This is a genomic window from Candidatus Hydrogenedentota bacterium (assembly GCA_013359265.1).
GTDB lineage: Bacteria > Hydrogenedentota > Hydrogenedentia > Hydrogenedentales > SLHB01 > JABWCD01.
Window position 1 is genome coordinate 64,088 of the sequence record JABWCD010000011.1, and the last position, 16,960, is coordinate 81,047.

The 16,960-nt window shown below is 60.1% G+C and carries 14 protein-coding genes; 8 read left to right on the forward strand and 6 right to left on the reverse strand.

Going from position 1 to position 16,960, the window contains the following annotated elements:
• The first annotated feature begins 128 nt into the window (after positions 1-128).
• Positions 129-1,136, forward strand: coding sequence for a transglutaminase domain-containing protein (locus HUU46_11645; GenBank protein ID NUM54289.1), 1,008 nt, complete (start codon positions 129-131; stop codon positions 1,134-1,136).
• A gap of 662 nt (positions 1,137-1,798) precedes the next feature.
• Here HUU46_11645 and nhaA read toward each other — a convergent pair.
• Both nhaA and HUU46_11655 read right to left on the reverse strand, forming a co-directional pair.
• Positions 1,799-3,184, reverse strand: a complete 1,386-nt coding sequence (nhaA, locus tag HUU46_11650; protein ID NUM54290.1) for a Na+/H+ antiporter NhaA — start codon at positions 3,182-3,184, stop codon at positions 1,799-1,801.
• 9 nt (positions 3,185-3,193) lie between these two features.
• The gene (locus tag HUU46_11655) at positions 3,194-5,068 is read right to left on the reverse strand and encodes a sulfatase (protein NUM54291.1); all 1,875 of its coding nucleotides are present in this window, start codon (positions 5,066-5,068) and stop codon (positions 3,194-3,196) included.
• Positions 5,069-5,152: 84 nt separating this feature from the next.
• Here HUU46_11655 and HUU46_11660 point away from each other — a divergent pair, with 84 nt between their 5' ends.
• From HUU46_11660 to HUU46_11670, 3 genes are all read left to right on the forward strand, one after another.
• On the forward strand, positions 5,153-6,073 hold the full coding sequence (locus HUU46_11660) for an alpha/beta fold hydrolase (GenBank protein ID NUM54292.1): 921 nt from the start codon (positions 5,153-5,155) through the stop codon (positions 6,071-6,073).
• Between the two features lie 112 nt (positions 6,074-6,185).
• Entirely contained in the window at positions 6,186-6,548 is a 363-nt protein-coding gene (locus HUU46_11665; GenBank protein ID NUM54293.1) for a PilZ domain-containing protein, read from the forward strand.
• Positions 6,549-6,592: 44 nt separating this feature from the next.
• The gene (locus HUU46_11670) at positions 6,593-8,209 is read left to right on the forward strand and encodes an iron ABC transporter permease (protein ID NUM54294.1); all 1,617 of its coding nucleotides are present in this window, start codon (positions 6,593-6,595) and stop codon (positions 8,207-8,209) included.
• A 159-nt stretch (positions 8,210-8,368) separates the two neighbouring features.
• On the opposite strand, the gene HUU46_11675 is transcribed toward HUU46_11670, so the two are convergent.
• Positions 8,369-9,682 (reverse strand): neutral/alkaline non-lysosomal ceramidase N-terminal domain-containing protein, encoded by a 1,314-nt coding sequence (locus HUU46_11675; GenBank protein NUM54295.1) that lies wholly within the window; start codon positions 9,680-9,682, stop codon positions 8,369-8,371.
• Positions 9,683-9,857: 175 nt separating this feature from the next.
• On the opposite strand from HUU46_11675, the gene HUU46_11680 reads away from it, so the two are divergent.
• A complete protein-coding gene (locus HUU46_11680) occupies positions 9,858-10,604 on the forward strand; it encodes an NAD(+)/NADH kinase (protein ID NUM54296.1) in 747 nt (248 codons plus the stop codon).
• Position 10,605: 1 nt separating this feature from the next.
• On the opposite strand, the gene HUU46_11685 is transcribed toward HUU46_11680, so the two are convergent.
• Entirely contained in the window at positions 10,606-10,947 is a 342-nt protein-coding gene (locus tag HUU46_11685) for a PGPGW domain-containing protein (GenBank protein ID NUM54297.1), read from the reverse strand.
• 17 nt (positions 10,948-10,964) lie between these two features.
• On the reverse strand, positions 10,965-12,257 hold the full coding sequence (locus tag HUU46_11690; protein NUM54298.1) for an ADP-ribosylglycohydrolase family protein: 1,293 nt from the start codon (positions 12,255-12,257) through the stop codon (positions 10,965-10,967).
• Between the two features lie 65 nt (positions 12,258-12,322).
• Here HUU46_11690 and HUU46_11695 point away from each other — a divergent pair, with 65 nt between their 5' ends.
• Positions 12,323-12,886 carry a hypothetical protein gene (locus HUU46_11695; protein NUM54299.1) on the forward strand — a complete coding sequence of 188 codons (564 nt, stop codon included), beginning with the start codon at positions 12,323-12,325 and terminating at the stop codon, positions 12,884-12,886.
• Positions 12,883-13,389, forward strand: coding sequence for a hypothetical protein (locus tag HUU46_11700; GenBank protein NUM54300.1), 507 nt, complete (start codon positions 12,883-12,885; stop codon positions 13,387-13,389). Before HUU46_11695 ends, HUU46_11700 begins: the two co-directional genes overlap by 4 nt.
• Before the next feature lie 3 nt (positions 13,390-13,392).
• Here the strand turns inward: HUU46_11700 and HUU46_11705 are convergent, their stop codons facing one another.
• Positions 13,393-15,345 (reverse strand): PKD domain-containing protein, encoded by a 1,953-nt coding sequence (locus HUU46_11705; protein NUM54301.1) that lies wholly within the window; start codon positions 15,343-15,345, stop codon positions 13,393-13,395.
• Positions 15,346-15,711: 366 nt separating this feature from the next.
• Here HUU46_11705 and HUU46_11710 point away from each other — a divergent pair, with 366 nt between their 5' ends.
• Positions 15,712-16,905, forward strand: a complete 1,194-nt coding sequence (locus tag HUU46_11710) for a PQQ-binding-like beta-propeller repeat protein (protein NUM54302.1) — start codon at positions 15,712-15,714, stop codon at positions 16,903-16,905.
• The last annotated feature ends 55 nt before the right edge of the window (positions 16,906-16,960 follow it).

A 16,960-nucleotide genomic window follows, 5' to 3' on the forward strand; every position in this document is an offset into this window, starting at 1 on the left:
CTAACACAAATCTAACGGTTTGTAAAGGAGTATTTTCGATTGGGGACTACTCTGCGCCAACCAATGGCGATTGATTGCCCACGTCCGGCGTGGCACGATCGCGCATCGGGTAAAAAGGGCAATTCATTATGAACGCATGTTCCGCGCTTGCACCACTGCTGGCGCCAATGCTCACAGTCATACCATTTGTTGGCGCGTACGCCGATCCGCCCGCGCAGCGCAACGTCGAACTTACGCTGTTCGCCGCCGTCGATCCCATCCCGGAGGGCGCGTCGGTTATCGACCTGTGGATTCCCGTCGCGCAGGACACCGATGGCCAAGTCGTGTCTTCGGTTACGGTGAGCCATCCCGCCGGCGGCGTGATCGACACCGAGCCGAGATACGGCAATAAGATGTGGTACAAGCGCTTCGAGGCGCCGTTCGAGGACGATTTGCGCGACGGCAAATTGAGTGCGGAAATCAAGTTCGAGATTCAGCGGACCGAGATCGTGGCGCCGGAATCGAAATCGCTCGCAACGAACCCAAAGGCAGACCCAAAACTGACAGCGTACCTGGAAGAGAACAGGCTCATTCCCGTCGCAACTGAACCCATCAACGCCATCGCACGGGAGTTGAAACTCGATGCCGATCCTCCCATTGTCGCCGCGCGTAAGATGTACGATTGGCTCATCGATCAATTCAAGTACGATTTCGGCGCAAAGGGCGCGGGCATCGGCGACGTGCGCTGGGCGTGCGACTCGAAGACGGGCGATTGCAGCGATTACACCTCCATGTTCATCGCGGTCATGCGCAATCAAGGTATCCCGGCCGATCACGAATTCGGGTTTCCCATTCGGACAAAGGGGACCGAGGGCAGAATTCTTTTCTACCATTGTTGGCCGCGCTTTTACGTGGAAGGCGTCGGCTGGATACCGCTCGACATTTCCGAGGCTGACAAACATCCCGAACTCCGCGACTACAACTTCGGGTCGCAATCCGCCGACCTCTTCAAGTTTACCCACGGCCGCGACATCACGCTCGCGCCCAAACAAGCCGGCCCCCCGCTGAACAAGTTCATCTACCCGTACGCGGAGATCGACGGCGCACCGATGGAGAAAGTGCCGTACAGGGTGTTCTTCCGAAAACGCAAGAATTGACGAATCACTTCACGGCTCAGTTTGGTGACCGATGGGCTTTCTTCAAAGAATTCGGCTGTTAGTTCGTTCGCGGCTGTACAAGTATCGCGGCAGGTTACTCGAAGCCGCAGCAGGCGTAACGCTCCAAGACACTATGTATTGGGAGGTTTCCGGGACCCGCAATGCTGCGACCTTTCTCCGCGGCCTCCCCGTGCTATTCCCGGAAACCGCGTACGTGTGCTTTGAAGGAACGACCGAACGTCGATTTTCGACGTGGTTATCGGCGCACGCGATCCAGGCACCCTTGAAAATCGCGGCGGGCACGATCTGGCCAAGATCGGACTGGTTTCACGTCCCTCTGCGATCAGACCTAATGGAGGTAGCGGCAAAATTGGCGGATAAACATAGAATCACAACTCCATCGATCCATATCTACGTCCATGATGGGACGCGGGTGTTGTTGCAGTGGCATGACGCGTTTTGCGAATACCCAATTTTCGTATCAGGCACGTTTTCTGAGGGCGCAGTCGCCAAATTCGCCGATGCAATTGGCGCACAAGGGTTCGACAAGAACGAAGCCGACATACGATAACTCAATACAAACGGTTGAGCGCGAACGCGACGCATTGATGTGTCGGGGGCCCAACTGCGTGTACCTCGTCTGGTACGCGTAGCACATACCACTATTCGGTTATGGGGACCTTTGCAGCGAGCCGCAGTACAAACAGACCAATGGCGCCGGCGACGAAACTCGCCATGAACACCGCGATCTTGCCTTCCGCGAGGAACCGCCCCAGGACCTCGGCATCTTCGCCGGGGAGCGGTTTGAACGCGAGTTCGTTAATGAACAGCGCCATCGTAAACCCGATGCCTGCGAGCCACGACAGGCCATATACATGAATCCATTTCATGCCTTCGGGAAGGTCCGCGAGACGCAGCTTCACCGCGAGCCACGAGAACAGCGTGACGCCGATCTGTTTGCCGAGCACGAGGCCGAAAAACACGCCGAGCGTGGTGCGTTCGATCAGCATTCCGCCGATGCTGCCGAATTCGAGCGTGACGCCCGCGTTCGAGAACGCAAACAGCGGGAGTATGAACAGGACGCACGCCGGATGCAGCGCGAACTCGATTCGTTGTAGCGGCGGCTCGACAAGCACGTGCTCCCGTTGCATGAACCGGATAATCTCTTGTTGCTGGTGATTGACCTGCAACGGGTTGACGTTGTCCTCCGCGGCGGCGAACTTGCGCAACAACGCGCCCATGCGTGTGTTGAAATGCGGTGTCTCGTATCGCGCATGTGCGGGAACGGTGAACGCGAGGAGCACGCCGGCAATAGTCGCATGAACGCCGGATTGCAGGAACGCCCACCACACAATCGCGCCGATGAGCGCATACGGCCAGACGCGCCGCACGCCCAGCAAATTGAGGCCGAACGAAATCGACACGAGCACGGCCCCGACAATCAGCGGCAACATCGCTATCTGCTGCGTGTAGAAGACAGCGATAACCAGCACCGCGCCGAGGTCGTCCACAATGGCGAGGGCAACGAGAAACACGCTCAGCGCAGGGTGCGCGCGCTTGCCCAACAGTGCGAGACCGCCCGTTGCAAACGCGATATCCGTGGCCATGGGGATACCCCAGCCGCGCGCGGAAGGCGTGCCCCAGTTGATCGCGAGAAAGATCAGCGCGGGGCAGACCATGCCGCCGAGCGCGGCGACCGCCGGCAGCAGCGCCTTGCGGAACGACGCAAGTTCGCCGACCAGCAATTCGCGCTTGATTTCCAGGCCAACGACGAAGAAGAAGATCGCCATCAGACCATCGTTGATCCAGACATGCAACGATTGTTTCAGTTCGGCGCCGCCGAACGACAAGCCAAACGTGATATGCCAAAGGTGGTGATACCACTCTGACGCGGCGGTGTTCGCAAGGACAAGCGCCGCACCCGCGCCCAACAACAGCAGGCACGCCGCGACCGCGTCTTGGCGCGCGATGGCGGCAAGCGGAGATGGCGCATCGAGCCGGGGCAAGCCCTTCGATACCTCTTCAAAGTCGGTGGTTACTTCAGCCATGGGGCTTCCTTATTCGATATCTGCGGCGTATCCCAGATTTCGCAGCGCTTCGATCTCCTCCTGCGTCAACGGCCGCGTCGGACTGCCGACGGGGGTCTGCGGCACTTCGCTGAGCGAGCGGTCGAGGTCGGCGCGCAGCGCGGCGAGTTCCGGCGGGGCCGACGCAATCAGGTCCACGGTTTCCGCGGGATCGCTTTCGATACGGTACAGTTCCTCGGATTTGGTCTCGGTATTGCGAATCAATTTCCATTCGTTCGTGCGGACCGATGCGTACTCCAATCGGGTGATGAACGCATTTTGCCGAGGCTCTCTCTCGCCGCGAACGATGGGCATCAGGCTTTCCCCGTCCATCGCCGGCCCCTGCAATCCCAATAGATCGAGGACTGTCGGCGCAAGGTCGGTCAGTTGTACCATCTTCGGCACCCGTTTGCCGCTATGTTTGCCGTTCGGAAACCGAATGATGAGCGGCACTCTTGCCGACCCTTCGTACACGTGCTCGTGCAGGAACTGTCCGTTCTCGCCGAAATTCTCGCCATGGTCCGAGGTGACGATGATGATCGCGTCGTCGTACACGCCGCGTTCCTTAAGCGCATCGAACAATTTGCCTACGCCCTCGTCTACACCGCGTATTGCATCGTCGTACAGCGCGATCATGTATTCGATTTCTTCCTTGCTCAGCGACTCCTTACCTTCGATTGCGGCGAATAGCAGGTCTGTCGCCTGCAACCTTCCGGCGGCGCGCAAGCTGGGCGGTTCGGTCAGTTCGCTCGCATACTTGAGGAACCTGGGGCGCGGCGGATAGTACGGCAAGTCGCAGCCGACGCAATCGGATTCCTTGAACTTGCTGTGGCTGTCGTAATTGTGAAAGAAGAGGAAGAAAGGCGCGTGCGCGTTGGCGTCTAACCACTGGTACACATGATCGAGCGTCTTGAACAAATGACGTGTAATTGGCGGAGTGGAATAGCGGTCGAATCCCTGCGCAAATCCGCGCGCCGGGTTCAGCCAAATACCGTACCCGGTAAAACCGCCGGTGGCGTACCCCGCGTCGCGGAGGATTTCGGGGAGCGTGACAATCTCCTCCGCGAGATTCGTGTTCGCGGTCACGCGGTGGCGACGCGGGTCCAGCCCTGTCAACATGCTGAGGTGGGCGGTTAGCGTCCACGTCTCGGGTGTGACCGCGTCCTCGAATAGTACCGACTCCTTGGCGAATGCATCGATGTTTGGCGATGTGTCGCGCGCATAGCCATAACACCCAAGGTGGTCGGCGCGCAGTGTATCGCACGATATCAGCACGACAGGAACGCCTTCGCGCCGAGCGCTTGACGCGACTGTTGGGTTGCCCCAGAGCGCGCGGATGGGTCCTTCCGCCGGGGCGATTGTCGAAGTGAGCACGAGGCGCAATTGCTCCCCCGCGTAGGGCCCCAAGTCGGCGCGCACCTCGACCCAACCTTTGTCGGCGGCCGTGACCTCGACATCAACCAGCGTGACAGCAGGCGCCCCCGGCTGCTCGGCGGTGACGGAAAAATGGGCCGCGGCTCCAGCAGGTGGCTCGGGACTTTCGCCGCGCAGTCCCACGTGCGCTGTGAAGAAGGCTTGCGTTGGAACTGTTACGTCCCATTCGTACTTCGGAAGTTCGAGCGTCTCCATGGTCACGCCGCGAATCGTGGCCCGTGTTGGCCCTTTTGGCGCAGCGGGATCGGACGGTTGCGCCGCGAATCGTTGCACCGTTAGACGCTGAACTGAAGGCGGCGCTGGCGCCCGGTTGTTGACCGCGGCAATGGTATCGACCTGCGAGGAACGGGCGTTCGACGAATCGGTGTTACCGCATCCGGCCAAGAAAAATGCGGCACACACAAGCGCCGCGGATGCCACGAACCGATCCATGCTTCGACCGTATCACAGCGCTTCGACATGCGGCAAGGCCGCTTTGTTGACAACCGATCACGCTTGGATGGCAGAGTAACAGGCATGAATTCGCACATTAACAAGCGGGTTTGGCGCTATTTTTTCACAGTGGCAATTGTAGGACTGATCGCCGCCTGCTTCGTTGCGATCCGAATTGGCGAAAGCTTCTCGAGGCCAACGCCTGCGTCCGCGGGCGAGCCTCCGTTCGACTTTCCGTATGAAGATGCGTATTTCTCGAGCAGTTCCGGAAGCACGATCTCCGCATGGCATTTCCCCGTCGACAATGCAACTGCCTGCGTCGTGTTGCTGCATGGCGTGCGCTCCAATCGCTGGGGGCCGGTGCATCGCGTTCCGTTTCTTCGCGCGGCGGGCTACTCCGTTCTCACCATCGATTTTCAGGCACACGGAGAAAGTCCCGGCGACCACATCACGTTTGGATATCTTGAAAGCCGCGATGCACGCGCATCGGTTAGATGGATGCGCGAAAAGTACCCAGGAAAGAAGGTCGCCGTCATTGGCATTTCCATGGGCGCCGCAGCTGCGGTCCTGGGCGACGATCTCCTTGGCGCGGATGCCGTAATACTTGAAACGATGTACGGGACGCTTGCTGAAGCTGTCGACAACCGGATGCGAATGAGTCTCGGTTCCGCTGGCCCATTGTTTTCGTGGGTGTTGCTGGTTCAGTCTAAGCCGCGACTTGGGTTTTGGCCGTCCGAACTTCGGCCGATAGAGCGCATTTCCGATCTGAATGCGCCGGTGTTTATCATCGCGGGCGCCGAAGACCGCCACACGACCATTGCCGAATCGAAACGCATCTTCGATCGAGCGCGTGAACCAAAAGAATTTTGGGCCGTGCCGGGCGCGAGACATGACAACATATGGAGTTTCGCGCAAACTGAGTACGAACGGCGCGTACTCGATTTTCTCGCTCGTTCGCTCGGCACAGCGGATCGAAAAGACGCAGAAGCGATCGGCGCCTCCTGACCCGTCCATCGTTCATGCAACACCGCTGAACCGATTGCATACCATTCGTAGAGCGGTTAGTATTAAGACAGTAACTACACCGCGTGTCACTTAGGGAGAGGGGGAAGCATCTGTGCGTTATTCGGGCCAGGAACGCAGGCGCTACGCGCGCAGCCGGCGCGGGTTTCCCGCGGTGGTGGACGACGGAGGCCCCGGCGTCCTCAATCACATCGACAACATCAGCGCGAACGGCGTGTTGTGCCACACGGTAAAGCCGATTCCGCTCATGACAAAAATGAGTATGGCGCTCGAACTGCCGCGCCCGAATCTGCGGCGAATCGAATGCGAAGGCATTGTCGTCCGATGCCAACCGCACGACGTGGGCGACGATCATTTCAAAGTGGCAATTCTATACACGAAGATCGGCGACGACGACCGCGACGCGATTCACGCCTTCGTCGAGAGCGACATCGCCAACGGAAACAGCGGGGACTAGCTTTTCTTGCGCGACTCGCGCAATAGCCCGGTGCGTCAGGTTCGATGACGAGCAAGAGCCCGCGGCAATCCGCGTTCGAGAGCGCGCTCCTCGTGGTCTGTCTTCTCGTGCTCGGCGCCACGATCGCCTATCCCACGGCACGGCTGCTGATCGAGGCGTTGTCCGGCTGGCAGCCGGACGCGCTTGCACGCAAGGGCGGTTGGACCGCGGTTCGCAACACCGCGCTGATCTCCGCTCTTTCGGTGGTGTGCGCAGGTACTATCGGCACGGGCCTGGCGCTCGCGCTCGCGCGGTTTAGTTTCCCCGGCAGACGCGTCGTCGCCGCGCTCGCATATCTGCCGTTCACGTTGCCGCCGCTCGTCGGCGTCGTGAGTTTCTACTACATCATCGGCAGGGACGGGTTTGTGCCGCGATTCCTGGAGCATGCGCTCGGCTGGGAACATGCCGCGCTCGAAGGCCCCGGCGCGATTCTGTTGATCCACACCTACTCGTTCTTCGTGTTCTTTTATGCGATGGTCTCGGCATCGCTGGAAACGATGGATGCGTCGCTCGTCGAGGCCGCACGGACTCTGGGCGCGTCGCGCTGGCGCGTATTGACGCGTGTGACCCTGCCGTTGCTGCGCCCCGCGTTGGTCGGCGCGGCGCTACTCACGTTTATGTCCTCCGGCGCCTCGTTCAGCGCGCCGCTCATTTTCGGCAACGACTACCCCATGTTGAGCGTCCGCATTTACGAAGAGCAGAACGCGCACAACGACGCCCACGCGCAAACGCTTACGATCGTGCTTGCCGCGGTGTCGCTCCTGGGCGTGCTCGTGCTTCGCTCGTCGCGCGCATCACGTTCGGGCGCGAGCAAGGGCGCGCGCAAATCGATTCGCAGCGCCGCGGGACGTTGGGCCGCGTTTGCGTGCGCAATGGCCGTCATCGCCGTATTGCTCGCGCCGCACATCACGATTCTCTGGCTCTCGTTTGTCGATCACCGGAAATGGTATTCGGAAGTGTTCCCTACGGTGTGGACTTTCGAGAACTACGCGGCCATCTTTCGCGATCCGTCGGCGTTTCGCCCCATTCGCAACAGCCTGTGGATGAGTGCCGTCGCGGCGATTGGCGCCTTGATCGCCGCGCTGCCCGCGGCCTATCTCATCGCCCGCCGCAAGCGCGGCGGCCCATGGGTGAATGCGCTCGTGATGGTGCCGTGGGCATTGCCGGGCACAGTTATCGCCATCAACCTCATCGTGGCGTTCAACGACAACTGGCTCCCGCTCGTCGGCACGGTCTGGATGGTCCCGCTCGCGTATTTCGTGCGCAACGTCCCGCTCATGACGCGCTTCTGCGCGTCCGCCATCGAACCGTTCGACGCGTCGCTCATCGAGGCCGGGCGCTCGCTCGGCGCGTCGCCCGCATACTGCTTCCGGCGCATTGTTTTGCCGCTTGTAGCGCCCGCAATCGGCGCTGGACTCGCGCTTGTGTTCGCGACGTGCCTCGGAGAGTTTGTGGCATCGGTGTTGTTGTGGGTCCCCGCAAACATTCCCATCGCCGTGCAGATCAACAGCGAATGGCGCGGTTCGGGAATCGGTTCGGCGTTCGCCTACAGCGTACTGTTGATGATTCTTGTCGCCACGACGTATGTGATCTCGCGCAGGTTTTCGTCACGGATGTTATAAGCCGGCACACCGGCAAGTGGGCTTGTACCTTGCCTACTTTCCTGCTCGAGCTCCTGCTCGTCGTCGTAATCGATTCTCGACAAACCGGGTAAACGATTCACGAGTCCGACGGCGAGCAGGATCAATTTAAGCCGCGTGGTCTGCCATCGTTTCCGTGTACTACTTGGCAGCCGATGCCTTCGGCAATACCGCCTCGCCCGCCGCGATCGCCTGTTTCACTACGGTCGGTCCCAGCGTTTCGCCATAGAACGACACACCTGGCTCGTAACCTCCTTTGTAGTACTCGTCCGGCGGCAGCATGTAGCTGATCCATTCGTTCGCGAGGCCCGCGATGACCGGGTATTTCGCGCCGGCGCCGCGCAATGCGTCCTTAATCTCGATGCCGAGCGACGAGGCCATCTCCCCCGGAATCGACACCGCAAGCAAGTCGCCGACCCGGAGCACGCCGAGGTACGACGATTTAGGCGAAATCGCCTCGAGCAGCGCAGGCAGGTTCTCGGGTGTAAGGCCGTATTCCGGTCCCGCTGCGTCCTTCAGCGCCGCGGGGACAACGTGTTCCGGCAGACGTAGCGTGGTCATCGAAAAATCGAATGCGGGGTTGGGAGTCGTCTCGATGGTCGACACCAGGTCGAGGGCCTTTACGGCCAATTTGCGCCCGTAGTCTTCCATTCGCGCGAATTCGCTGGGCCCCTGAGCGCCCGCCGTCGAGATGTCGCCCTCCGCGCCGTTCGAGTAGAGGCAGGTCGCTCCGGGAAGAAAACCTTCTATCTCGCGCTGCAAGTACCCGGGCCAATCCGCCGTCACTTCCATCGTCTGCGGTCCGGAAAATGTCGGGTGCGCCGTCCAATTGACCAACACGGCGATGGGCTTCCCCTCGGCCCCGTCGATCCGCGTGACGGTGAGTTCGTTGTCGATGATCGGCGAATCGCGCCGGTTTCGATTCATGCCATCCAACTTCATCGACGCCGTTCCTGCTTTCACCGGCTGATACTGTGTGTCCGCGTTCACGATGGCCTCGGCGATGCGGTCCGCCGTAAACATTAGCAGCTTTTCGTCGTAGATGCCGATCGCCTTATTCTCGAACACGTTCTTGTTGTTCATTGCGTTCATTTCGACCGAGCCGTGGCTGTGGCTTGCGACGAGCATCAGCGTGTCCGACGTGATACCTGTGGCGCCGATGCGCTTTACCGTTTCGTCGCGCAACGATCGCGGAATGCCCACGAGATCGACGGTTACGTACGCGTACTTGCGATCGTCTTGTTTCAACAAAAGCGCCTTGCACAACGTGTTGTCGTGAACGCCCGTCGCCGGCGCATTCTGCCGCTCGCCGTAACCGCCGAGCGGTACGTGGTACTCCTTTGTGTCCGGCGTAATGTTCGACGTGGCGACGCCGGCCATGAGAGGCCCGGCTGCCGCCGCATGGAACGCCACAAATAGAAAGACCGTGCATGCAATGGTTACGCGCGATGACATTGACTACCCCCTTGACGATTTGCACCAATGCGGAAACGATATACCCACGTACACTTCCCATTCTACTTGCGTCACGCCAAACCGAATTTCGGCTCAACTTCGCTTTTGCGCGGCGTACGCGTAGAATTCATCGTGCCGGGCGGGTTTCTGCCCGTCCAAACTGGAAGGATTGCGCGTGGGCAAGCCGATCAAGGCCATTGTGTACGGCGCGGAAGCGCAGGCGCTGCTGCCACAACTCGAGAAGTTCCCCCAGATCGAGGTGGTCGAGAAGTCTCCGGACATCGTCATTTGCTTTGGCGGCGACGGCACCCTGCTTTCCGCCGAACTCAAGTGGCCCGGCGTCCCCAAGGTGCCGATCCGCAACAGCCGCCGCGGGCACCGCTGCATCCCGCATCCGCCCGCGAAGGTGATCGAACGTCTGGTGAAAGACCGTCTCACCCGCACCGAGTTCGTGAAAATCGCGTGCGACGTGTTCGACGATGGCGCAAAAATACCGAAGCACTCGGTCACGGCAATGAACGAGTGCAACGTGCACATGGGGCACATCAACCTGGCGGTGCGCTTCCGAATCTGGTTGGACAACGAGCCTTTCGCGAACGGCATCGAAATCCTCGGCGACGGGTTTATCGTCAGCACGCCATTCGGCAGTACCGCGTACTTCAACCAGATCACACGCGGCGTCTTTCATACTGGCCTCGGCATCGCGTTCAAAAACACGACCGAACTGACGAGTCACGTCATTGTGCCCGACTCGGTCGTTGTGCGCGCACAGATTACGCGCGGCCCCGCCGTACTCGCGTACGACAACACACCGAAGTATTTGAACCTGCGCGAAGGGGATCGCCTTGAACTGCGAAAGGCGAGCACGCCGGCGACGGTATTGACATGGGAGCCGCTCGCGAACCCCGCGAACGGATTCTGACTTATTCGTTCGGGGCGGTCCGCGCCGGCCTCAGCCAAGCGATCAGGCGCGACCAATACGAGGACGCCCCCGAATTCTTGCCGCTGCCGATAACGGTCTGTGCCGCGTACGCGGCGTTTTCCTTCACGTGCTTGAGCAGTCGTGCCGCCCAGACGAATTCCGTGCTCAAAATGGCGAGTCCAATTGGAATTACTACGAACGCCGGCCCCGGCAGCACGAGCAATGCAAGACCGACCAACAGGACGGTAGAACCTATCACCGTGACAGCTAATCGGCGAGCATGCTTAATGGGGTCCATATGCCTGAAACCTTTGCCGCGGATGTAATTGAAGGACACTTTCATTCTACACGAGAAACCGATTATCCGCTTTCCCAGACTTGCCGAGTAAACGCAGCAAAGCGGCGCACCATTTCATCGTTCCGAAACGCTTGCACGCCCTTGAGATACGTAGACGCCCGATTGCCGAACGGTTTCCACCATCGCTCGGGAATTCTGCGAATACCGATGACCGCGCCAAGAATGGACCCGGCCGTCGCCGCCGTGCAGTCGTTGTCGTACCCCATCGCAACACATGCGCCAATCGTCTTCGTAAAATCGCCGCGGCCCAGTTGGAGTCCGAAGACCGTAAGACACGCATTGTTGTTCGTGTGTACATGGTGCATGCCTGCAAACCGCTTCTCGACCGCCGCGCGCGCCTCTCGAAACGTTTTGAGTTTTGGCGCGTAGCGCAACGCCCACCTGACATCGCGCGCGAGCCGGCAGTCGCGAGGAATTTCAGTCAGCCCAACCCTGATCGCATCGATCGGATCGTCGACGGCAAATGCGGCGGCAATCGCCGCGGCGAAAAGCATCGCGCCATACACACCATTGCCGCGATGCGACAGGTATGCGTCGCGATACGCCAACTCTGCCGCGCGTTCCGGCCACCCCGCGCACGCGTAGCCCCAGGGATCGCTCCGAATGTCCGCGCCGATCCATTCCTGATACGGGTTGTTGACGCCGCCCGATTCTTCCGGCACGATGCCCGCGCGGAGATTGCGCAATGTCACTTCTTCTGCCGTCCAGGCGAGCGGAATATGTCTGAGCCACATCTCCGCGACATTCGCCGTCGTGAAGCCTAAACCATATCGTTCGAGAATCAGCAGGCCCAACTGCGTGTACGCGAGGTCGTCATCGACGGGCACTTCGGCTATGTGGCCGCGGAGATAGTCCTTAATCCGCTTTACTTTGTGATGAACGACGTTCTGTTTCGGGTGAATGGCCCAGTAATCCTCCGGCGGAAACGGCTGCGACCCGAGTTTCGCCAGTTCCTCCATGTCTTCGACGGACCACGACTCCACCGGCACTCCGAGCGTACATCCCGCCGCGCGGCCCAGCCACGCGCCGCGAAGGCGATTCGCAAAATCGCCGCGCAGCGCCGGGTTCGCCAGCTTACGCGGTCCTCTTGGCCGAAGCCTTCGAATGGCATGCAACGCATCCGGCTCACGTTCACGATCCACCGCCGCGACACGCTGCAACCGCTTGCGCGCCGCATCGAGTTCACGGGTAACGCGGCGCACTTCTTTCCCGATGTCCGCGCCCTGTTCGTGGCGCAAATCGGCCCATAGCGACACCTGCTCGGCCAGTAGCTGAATCTCTTTGAAGTAGGGCATTTCTCGTTCCAATCGATGGGGTTTGTCCGTATGATACTGAATCGCCGAATCGGAGGGTGACTCGAATGCGGGTGTCGGGTCGTGCACGGTTACTGGGTGTGGCGGCGCTCGCGGGGTACGCCGTACACGCCATGTACCACGTGTCTCGCGGTGAACCGGAACATGCTATCTGGGTGTGTCACCTTGCCGCAGCGTTTGTCGGTGTGGGATTGCTGGCGGGGACGCAACTACTATTGAGCGTCGGTGCGCTTCACCTCGCTCTCGGTACGCCGCTGTGGCTGTTCGATTTGTCGCAGGGTGGCGAATTTCTGCCCACCTCGCTGGGCACCCACGTGCTCGGTCTGGCAATCGGTCTCTGGTCAATTTGGCGATTTGGCATCTACCGTGGGGCGTGGTGGATTGCAGCCGCAATAATGCTTGCGCTGATTGTGCTGAGCCGCCTGATCACGCCGGCGCGCTCGAACGTCAACCTCGCGTTTGCCACGCCAAACGGCATGGATCGGTATATCTCGAGTCACCTCGCCTACCTTGCGATTATGATCGGCATTTCGTGCGTGTACTTCTGGTCCGTTGAAACACTGGTTCGCCGCTTCGCTGCCGCAGCCAACCCGGAGGAGATTGCATCATGAAGGACTCGCTCGCACCGCGGGAATTGCACGAGAAAATCCTGATGTGGGCCGGTATCGCGGGCATCTTCTTCGGCCTCATGCCCCCGTATGTATTGACGATCGTTGTGGTCGCGACGTGGGGAATGCCTCCGCTCGAGCCGCCGGGCGAGCAAACGTTTCGCGCCGTCTACTTCTTGCGCCTTGTGCTGGGCAACGTGCTGGGCTTGGGCGTCGGCGGCGTTCTCGCTGCCGCAGCAACCAACTTGGGACTGCGCATCGCCGGCAAACCGACTTATCTGCGCGGCGCGCTCGGTGGCGCGATACTTGGCGCAATCGTTGGCTCGATTACCGCTGCGGTGTGTCCCCTAATGCTGTTGATTAGTTCAACGAACGTGGAATGGGCGCGGATCATGATCCAACGGTCGTTCCTTGTTGGCGGGATCATGGGTATCTCGAATGGACTCTTCGCCGGGTTGGCGATCGTCTACTTCATCAAACGGGCGGGACGTGGAACGAACCCATGATGATTATTCCTTTTTGAGCAAGAACCCCCGCGTGAGGCCGTCTTTTGTGCCGTATCCGACGACCTCACCGGAATTGTTGATGTCCCACGCTTCCACGAGCACCCACCCCGATCCACCGGGCAGCAGATCGTTCAGGTTTGTCATTGTCGCTGTGCCCGTGTCGTCCCAACCGAATGCGCGAGTGACCCCCGTATTCGTGAGCGAGGAGCCCACGACTTGGTTGTTGTCATTTATCGCCCGCGCAACACTTGATGCACCGCCGAGCGTGCCGAGGTCGGTAACCTGCGTCGTGCCCGTCCACAGTGCCGCGTGAATTGGACTCGAGTTTCCGATTTGCGCTTCACCCGCCGAATTACCGCTGGAATTGATTGAAAGCGCAAAACTGTACTTCGCGCTCGAAAATTGCTGGAGTTTGACCATACCCACCCCGGAGGTCCAGCGAAACGCGGCTTCCTTGTTTGTTCCGTTGTCCTCAGACCAACCGACAATTTGCCCTGCGCCGTTGACGGCCGTCGCGATCGAGTTGTCGCCGCCAAGCGTTCCCAGACTGGTCATCCCGCCGCCCGAGGTCCAGCGAAACGCGCGCGTTTCGCCGGTCGCAATCGTGCTCTGGCCCGCCACGACACCGGAATCGTTGATGCCCCACGCCTGCGCGGACGTCCCGCCCAGCGTGCCGAGGTCTTGCATTCCGTTTGTTGCGTCCCAGACGAATGCCGTGAAATCCTCGTCGAAATCCTCCACCTGCGTGTAGCCCGCGATTTGCACGGTGGCGGCGGCGTTGATAGAGAACCCGTAGCTGTGTTTGTCGGTCGAATCGTGAATATCCTCGAGCGGGCTCCCACTTTCCCAAAGCATGGCGTGCCGCCAATTGGCAGCGACAAACGGATACGAATATCCCGTCACTTGGGAATCTTCGTTGATGCTGAACGCATACGTCGTGGCGCCGCCAAGCGTGCCCAAGTCTTGAATCGTCCACGTGTCCAATGTCGAGAAGAAGGTGAAGTGCGTCGTCTTGAACGTAATGACGCGGTCCTCGCCTCCGATGTACACGATATCGGTAATGCCGTCCGTGGACCACGCGCCGCGCGACGGGTCATACGCAATAATGCGCACGTTTTCCGGATTTGCGACAGCCGGAGAGACCGGCACGCGCACGGTCACCGCCTTGTCGAATGTCGTACCTTCCGGACCCAGTTCGACCAGGGGTTCTCGGCCCAGCCAGTCCGATGGCGTCGTGATATCTTCGCCAATCGTAATCACCAGCGGTTCGTCAATCGCGCCTTTCGGAATGGCTACCGACGCGTCTGCAATGGGGCTGCCTGCATCTGTGACGACAATCTCGGCCGATTCAGAGGGTTCGACCTGTTCAACCGCGGAAACCGCGCCCGCGGTTATCGTGATCGGAATCGTCGTCGCGCGTTGGACACCGCCATTGTCGGTGACGATGAACGTCACATCGTAATTGCCCGGCGGCGTACCAATCGGGTACGCATACGTCGGGTCTTCGTCGAATGACGTGCCGCCATCTCCAAAGGTCCACGAAAACGTGGCGGCGCCGATATTCGGATCGTTCGCATCGCCGGAGAATTGAATGGTGAGGGGCGCGGGCCCGGCCATTGGTGTCGCGGACGCAACCGGCGGCGGCGGGCCGGTCTGCACATACTTTCCGCGCACGGATACGGTCTCGCCGGCAACAACGGCTACGGTCTTGTCCTTCGGCTTTTTCCAACCATCGATGGGCGCGAACGAAATCGTGTGATCGCCCGGCGACAGCTTGCGTACCTTGTCCCCGCTGTCCCTCCAATTTCCACCGTCCACACGCCACTGCGCCCCAGCATTGACCGCGTCCGCAGGTTTGAGCGTGACTTTGACGCTTCCTTTTCCTTTCGGACCAATGACAGGCGCCGCGCCGACGAACAATATGGAGAGGACGACCGCCGCCGATGTGATACGCATTCGTAAGCGACCCAAGTGTGCTATCGCGCCGAAACAATAAAAACCCGAGCTTCCCACAATATATTGTACCGTCGGGGGGAAATCAACTTGGATACTGTGCAACCACAATATTTCCGCCGAAGAGCTTCCGGCACATTACGCGATGCGAAGCTTGCGGCGCGGCAAGTGGACATGACATCCTCTCAAGAGGTCTTGGCAACGAAGGAATCCAATATGGGTACGTGCGCTCCGATGGCTTGCGCGGGCACACACGCACGCGTGAGATGTGCCGCACTAGTCATCTCTATCTCCGTTACTGCGACCGGTTGGGCGGCGGGTGCGGACGCCGGGTGGCCGGAATTTCGAGGACCGTGGGGAAACGGTTACGTGGCGGGCGCCGGTGACACCGTCGGCCTGCCGACGCACTGGAGCGAGACCGAGAACGTAGTGTGGAAGGTGGAAATCCCGCCGTTCGGTTGGTCGACGCCGGTTGTGCAGGGCAACGACATCTGGCTGACAACGGCGACGGAAGATGGCCGTGACTTCTTTGCCATTTGTGTTGATGTGGGGACCGGGAAGATTCGCATTAACGAGAAGCTCTTCCACTGCGACAATCCGGAGCCGCTCAACAATGGTGTGAACTGTTACGCCTCACCTTCGCCGGTAATCGAACCCGGGCGCGTATACGTGCACTTTGGGAGCTATGGCACCGCGTGCCTCGACACCGCGACCGGCAAGCCGGTCTGGAAACGGGAAGACTTGCCATGCCGCCATTTTCGCGGGCCAGGGTCGTCGCCTATCGTGTTCAAGAACCTACTGTTTCTTACGTTCGACGGTGTGGACCAGCAGTACCTGGCGGCACTCGATACGAAGACTGGCGAAACCGTTTGGCGCACCGATCGGTCGACGAAGTGGACCGACTACGACGAACAGGGAAACTTAATCCGCGAAGGCGATTTTCGCAAAGGCTACTCGACGCCAATCGTCTTTGACGTAAATGGGAAATCGCAAGTGCTCAGCCCAGGCTCGGCATGCGCCTTCGCATACGACACGGCGACCGGCAAGGAACTGTGGGCGCTCCGGTACGACGGGTATACCCCCGCGGCCCGGCCCGTTTATGCGGACGGCGTCGCCTACATCATTTCCGGCCGAGGCAAGGCAAGCTTGTCCGCCGTGCGCGTGGATGGCAACGGAGATGTAACCGAATCACACCGCGCGTGGAAGTACGAGGGGCCGGAGTTGCCGACGGAACCCTCGCCGGTACTCGTTGATGGCCTGCTCTTCCTCTTGAGCAACAACGGCACGGTCACCTGTCTCGACGCGGCGAAGGGCGAGGTCATCTGGACCGATCGTATCGGCGGCAATTACGTCGCGTCGCCGATTCTGGCCGACGGCATGCTTTATTGTTGCAGCACGCAGGGCAAGACGACTTTGATCAAGGCAGGCCGCGCGCTCGAAGTGGTTGCGACGAACTCATTGGACGAAGGATTCATGGCGTCGCCCGCGGTTGCGGGCGGCGCTCTCATCCTGCGCACAAAGACGCACCTCTACCGAATCGAAAATCAGGCGGGCGAGTCCTAGACCGCGCTCCCATGTCCAGGCCCCGGAGTCGATTCGGCATACTACGCCGATGTTC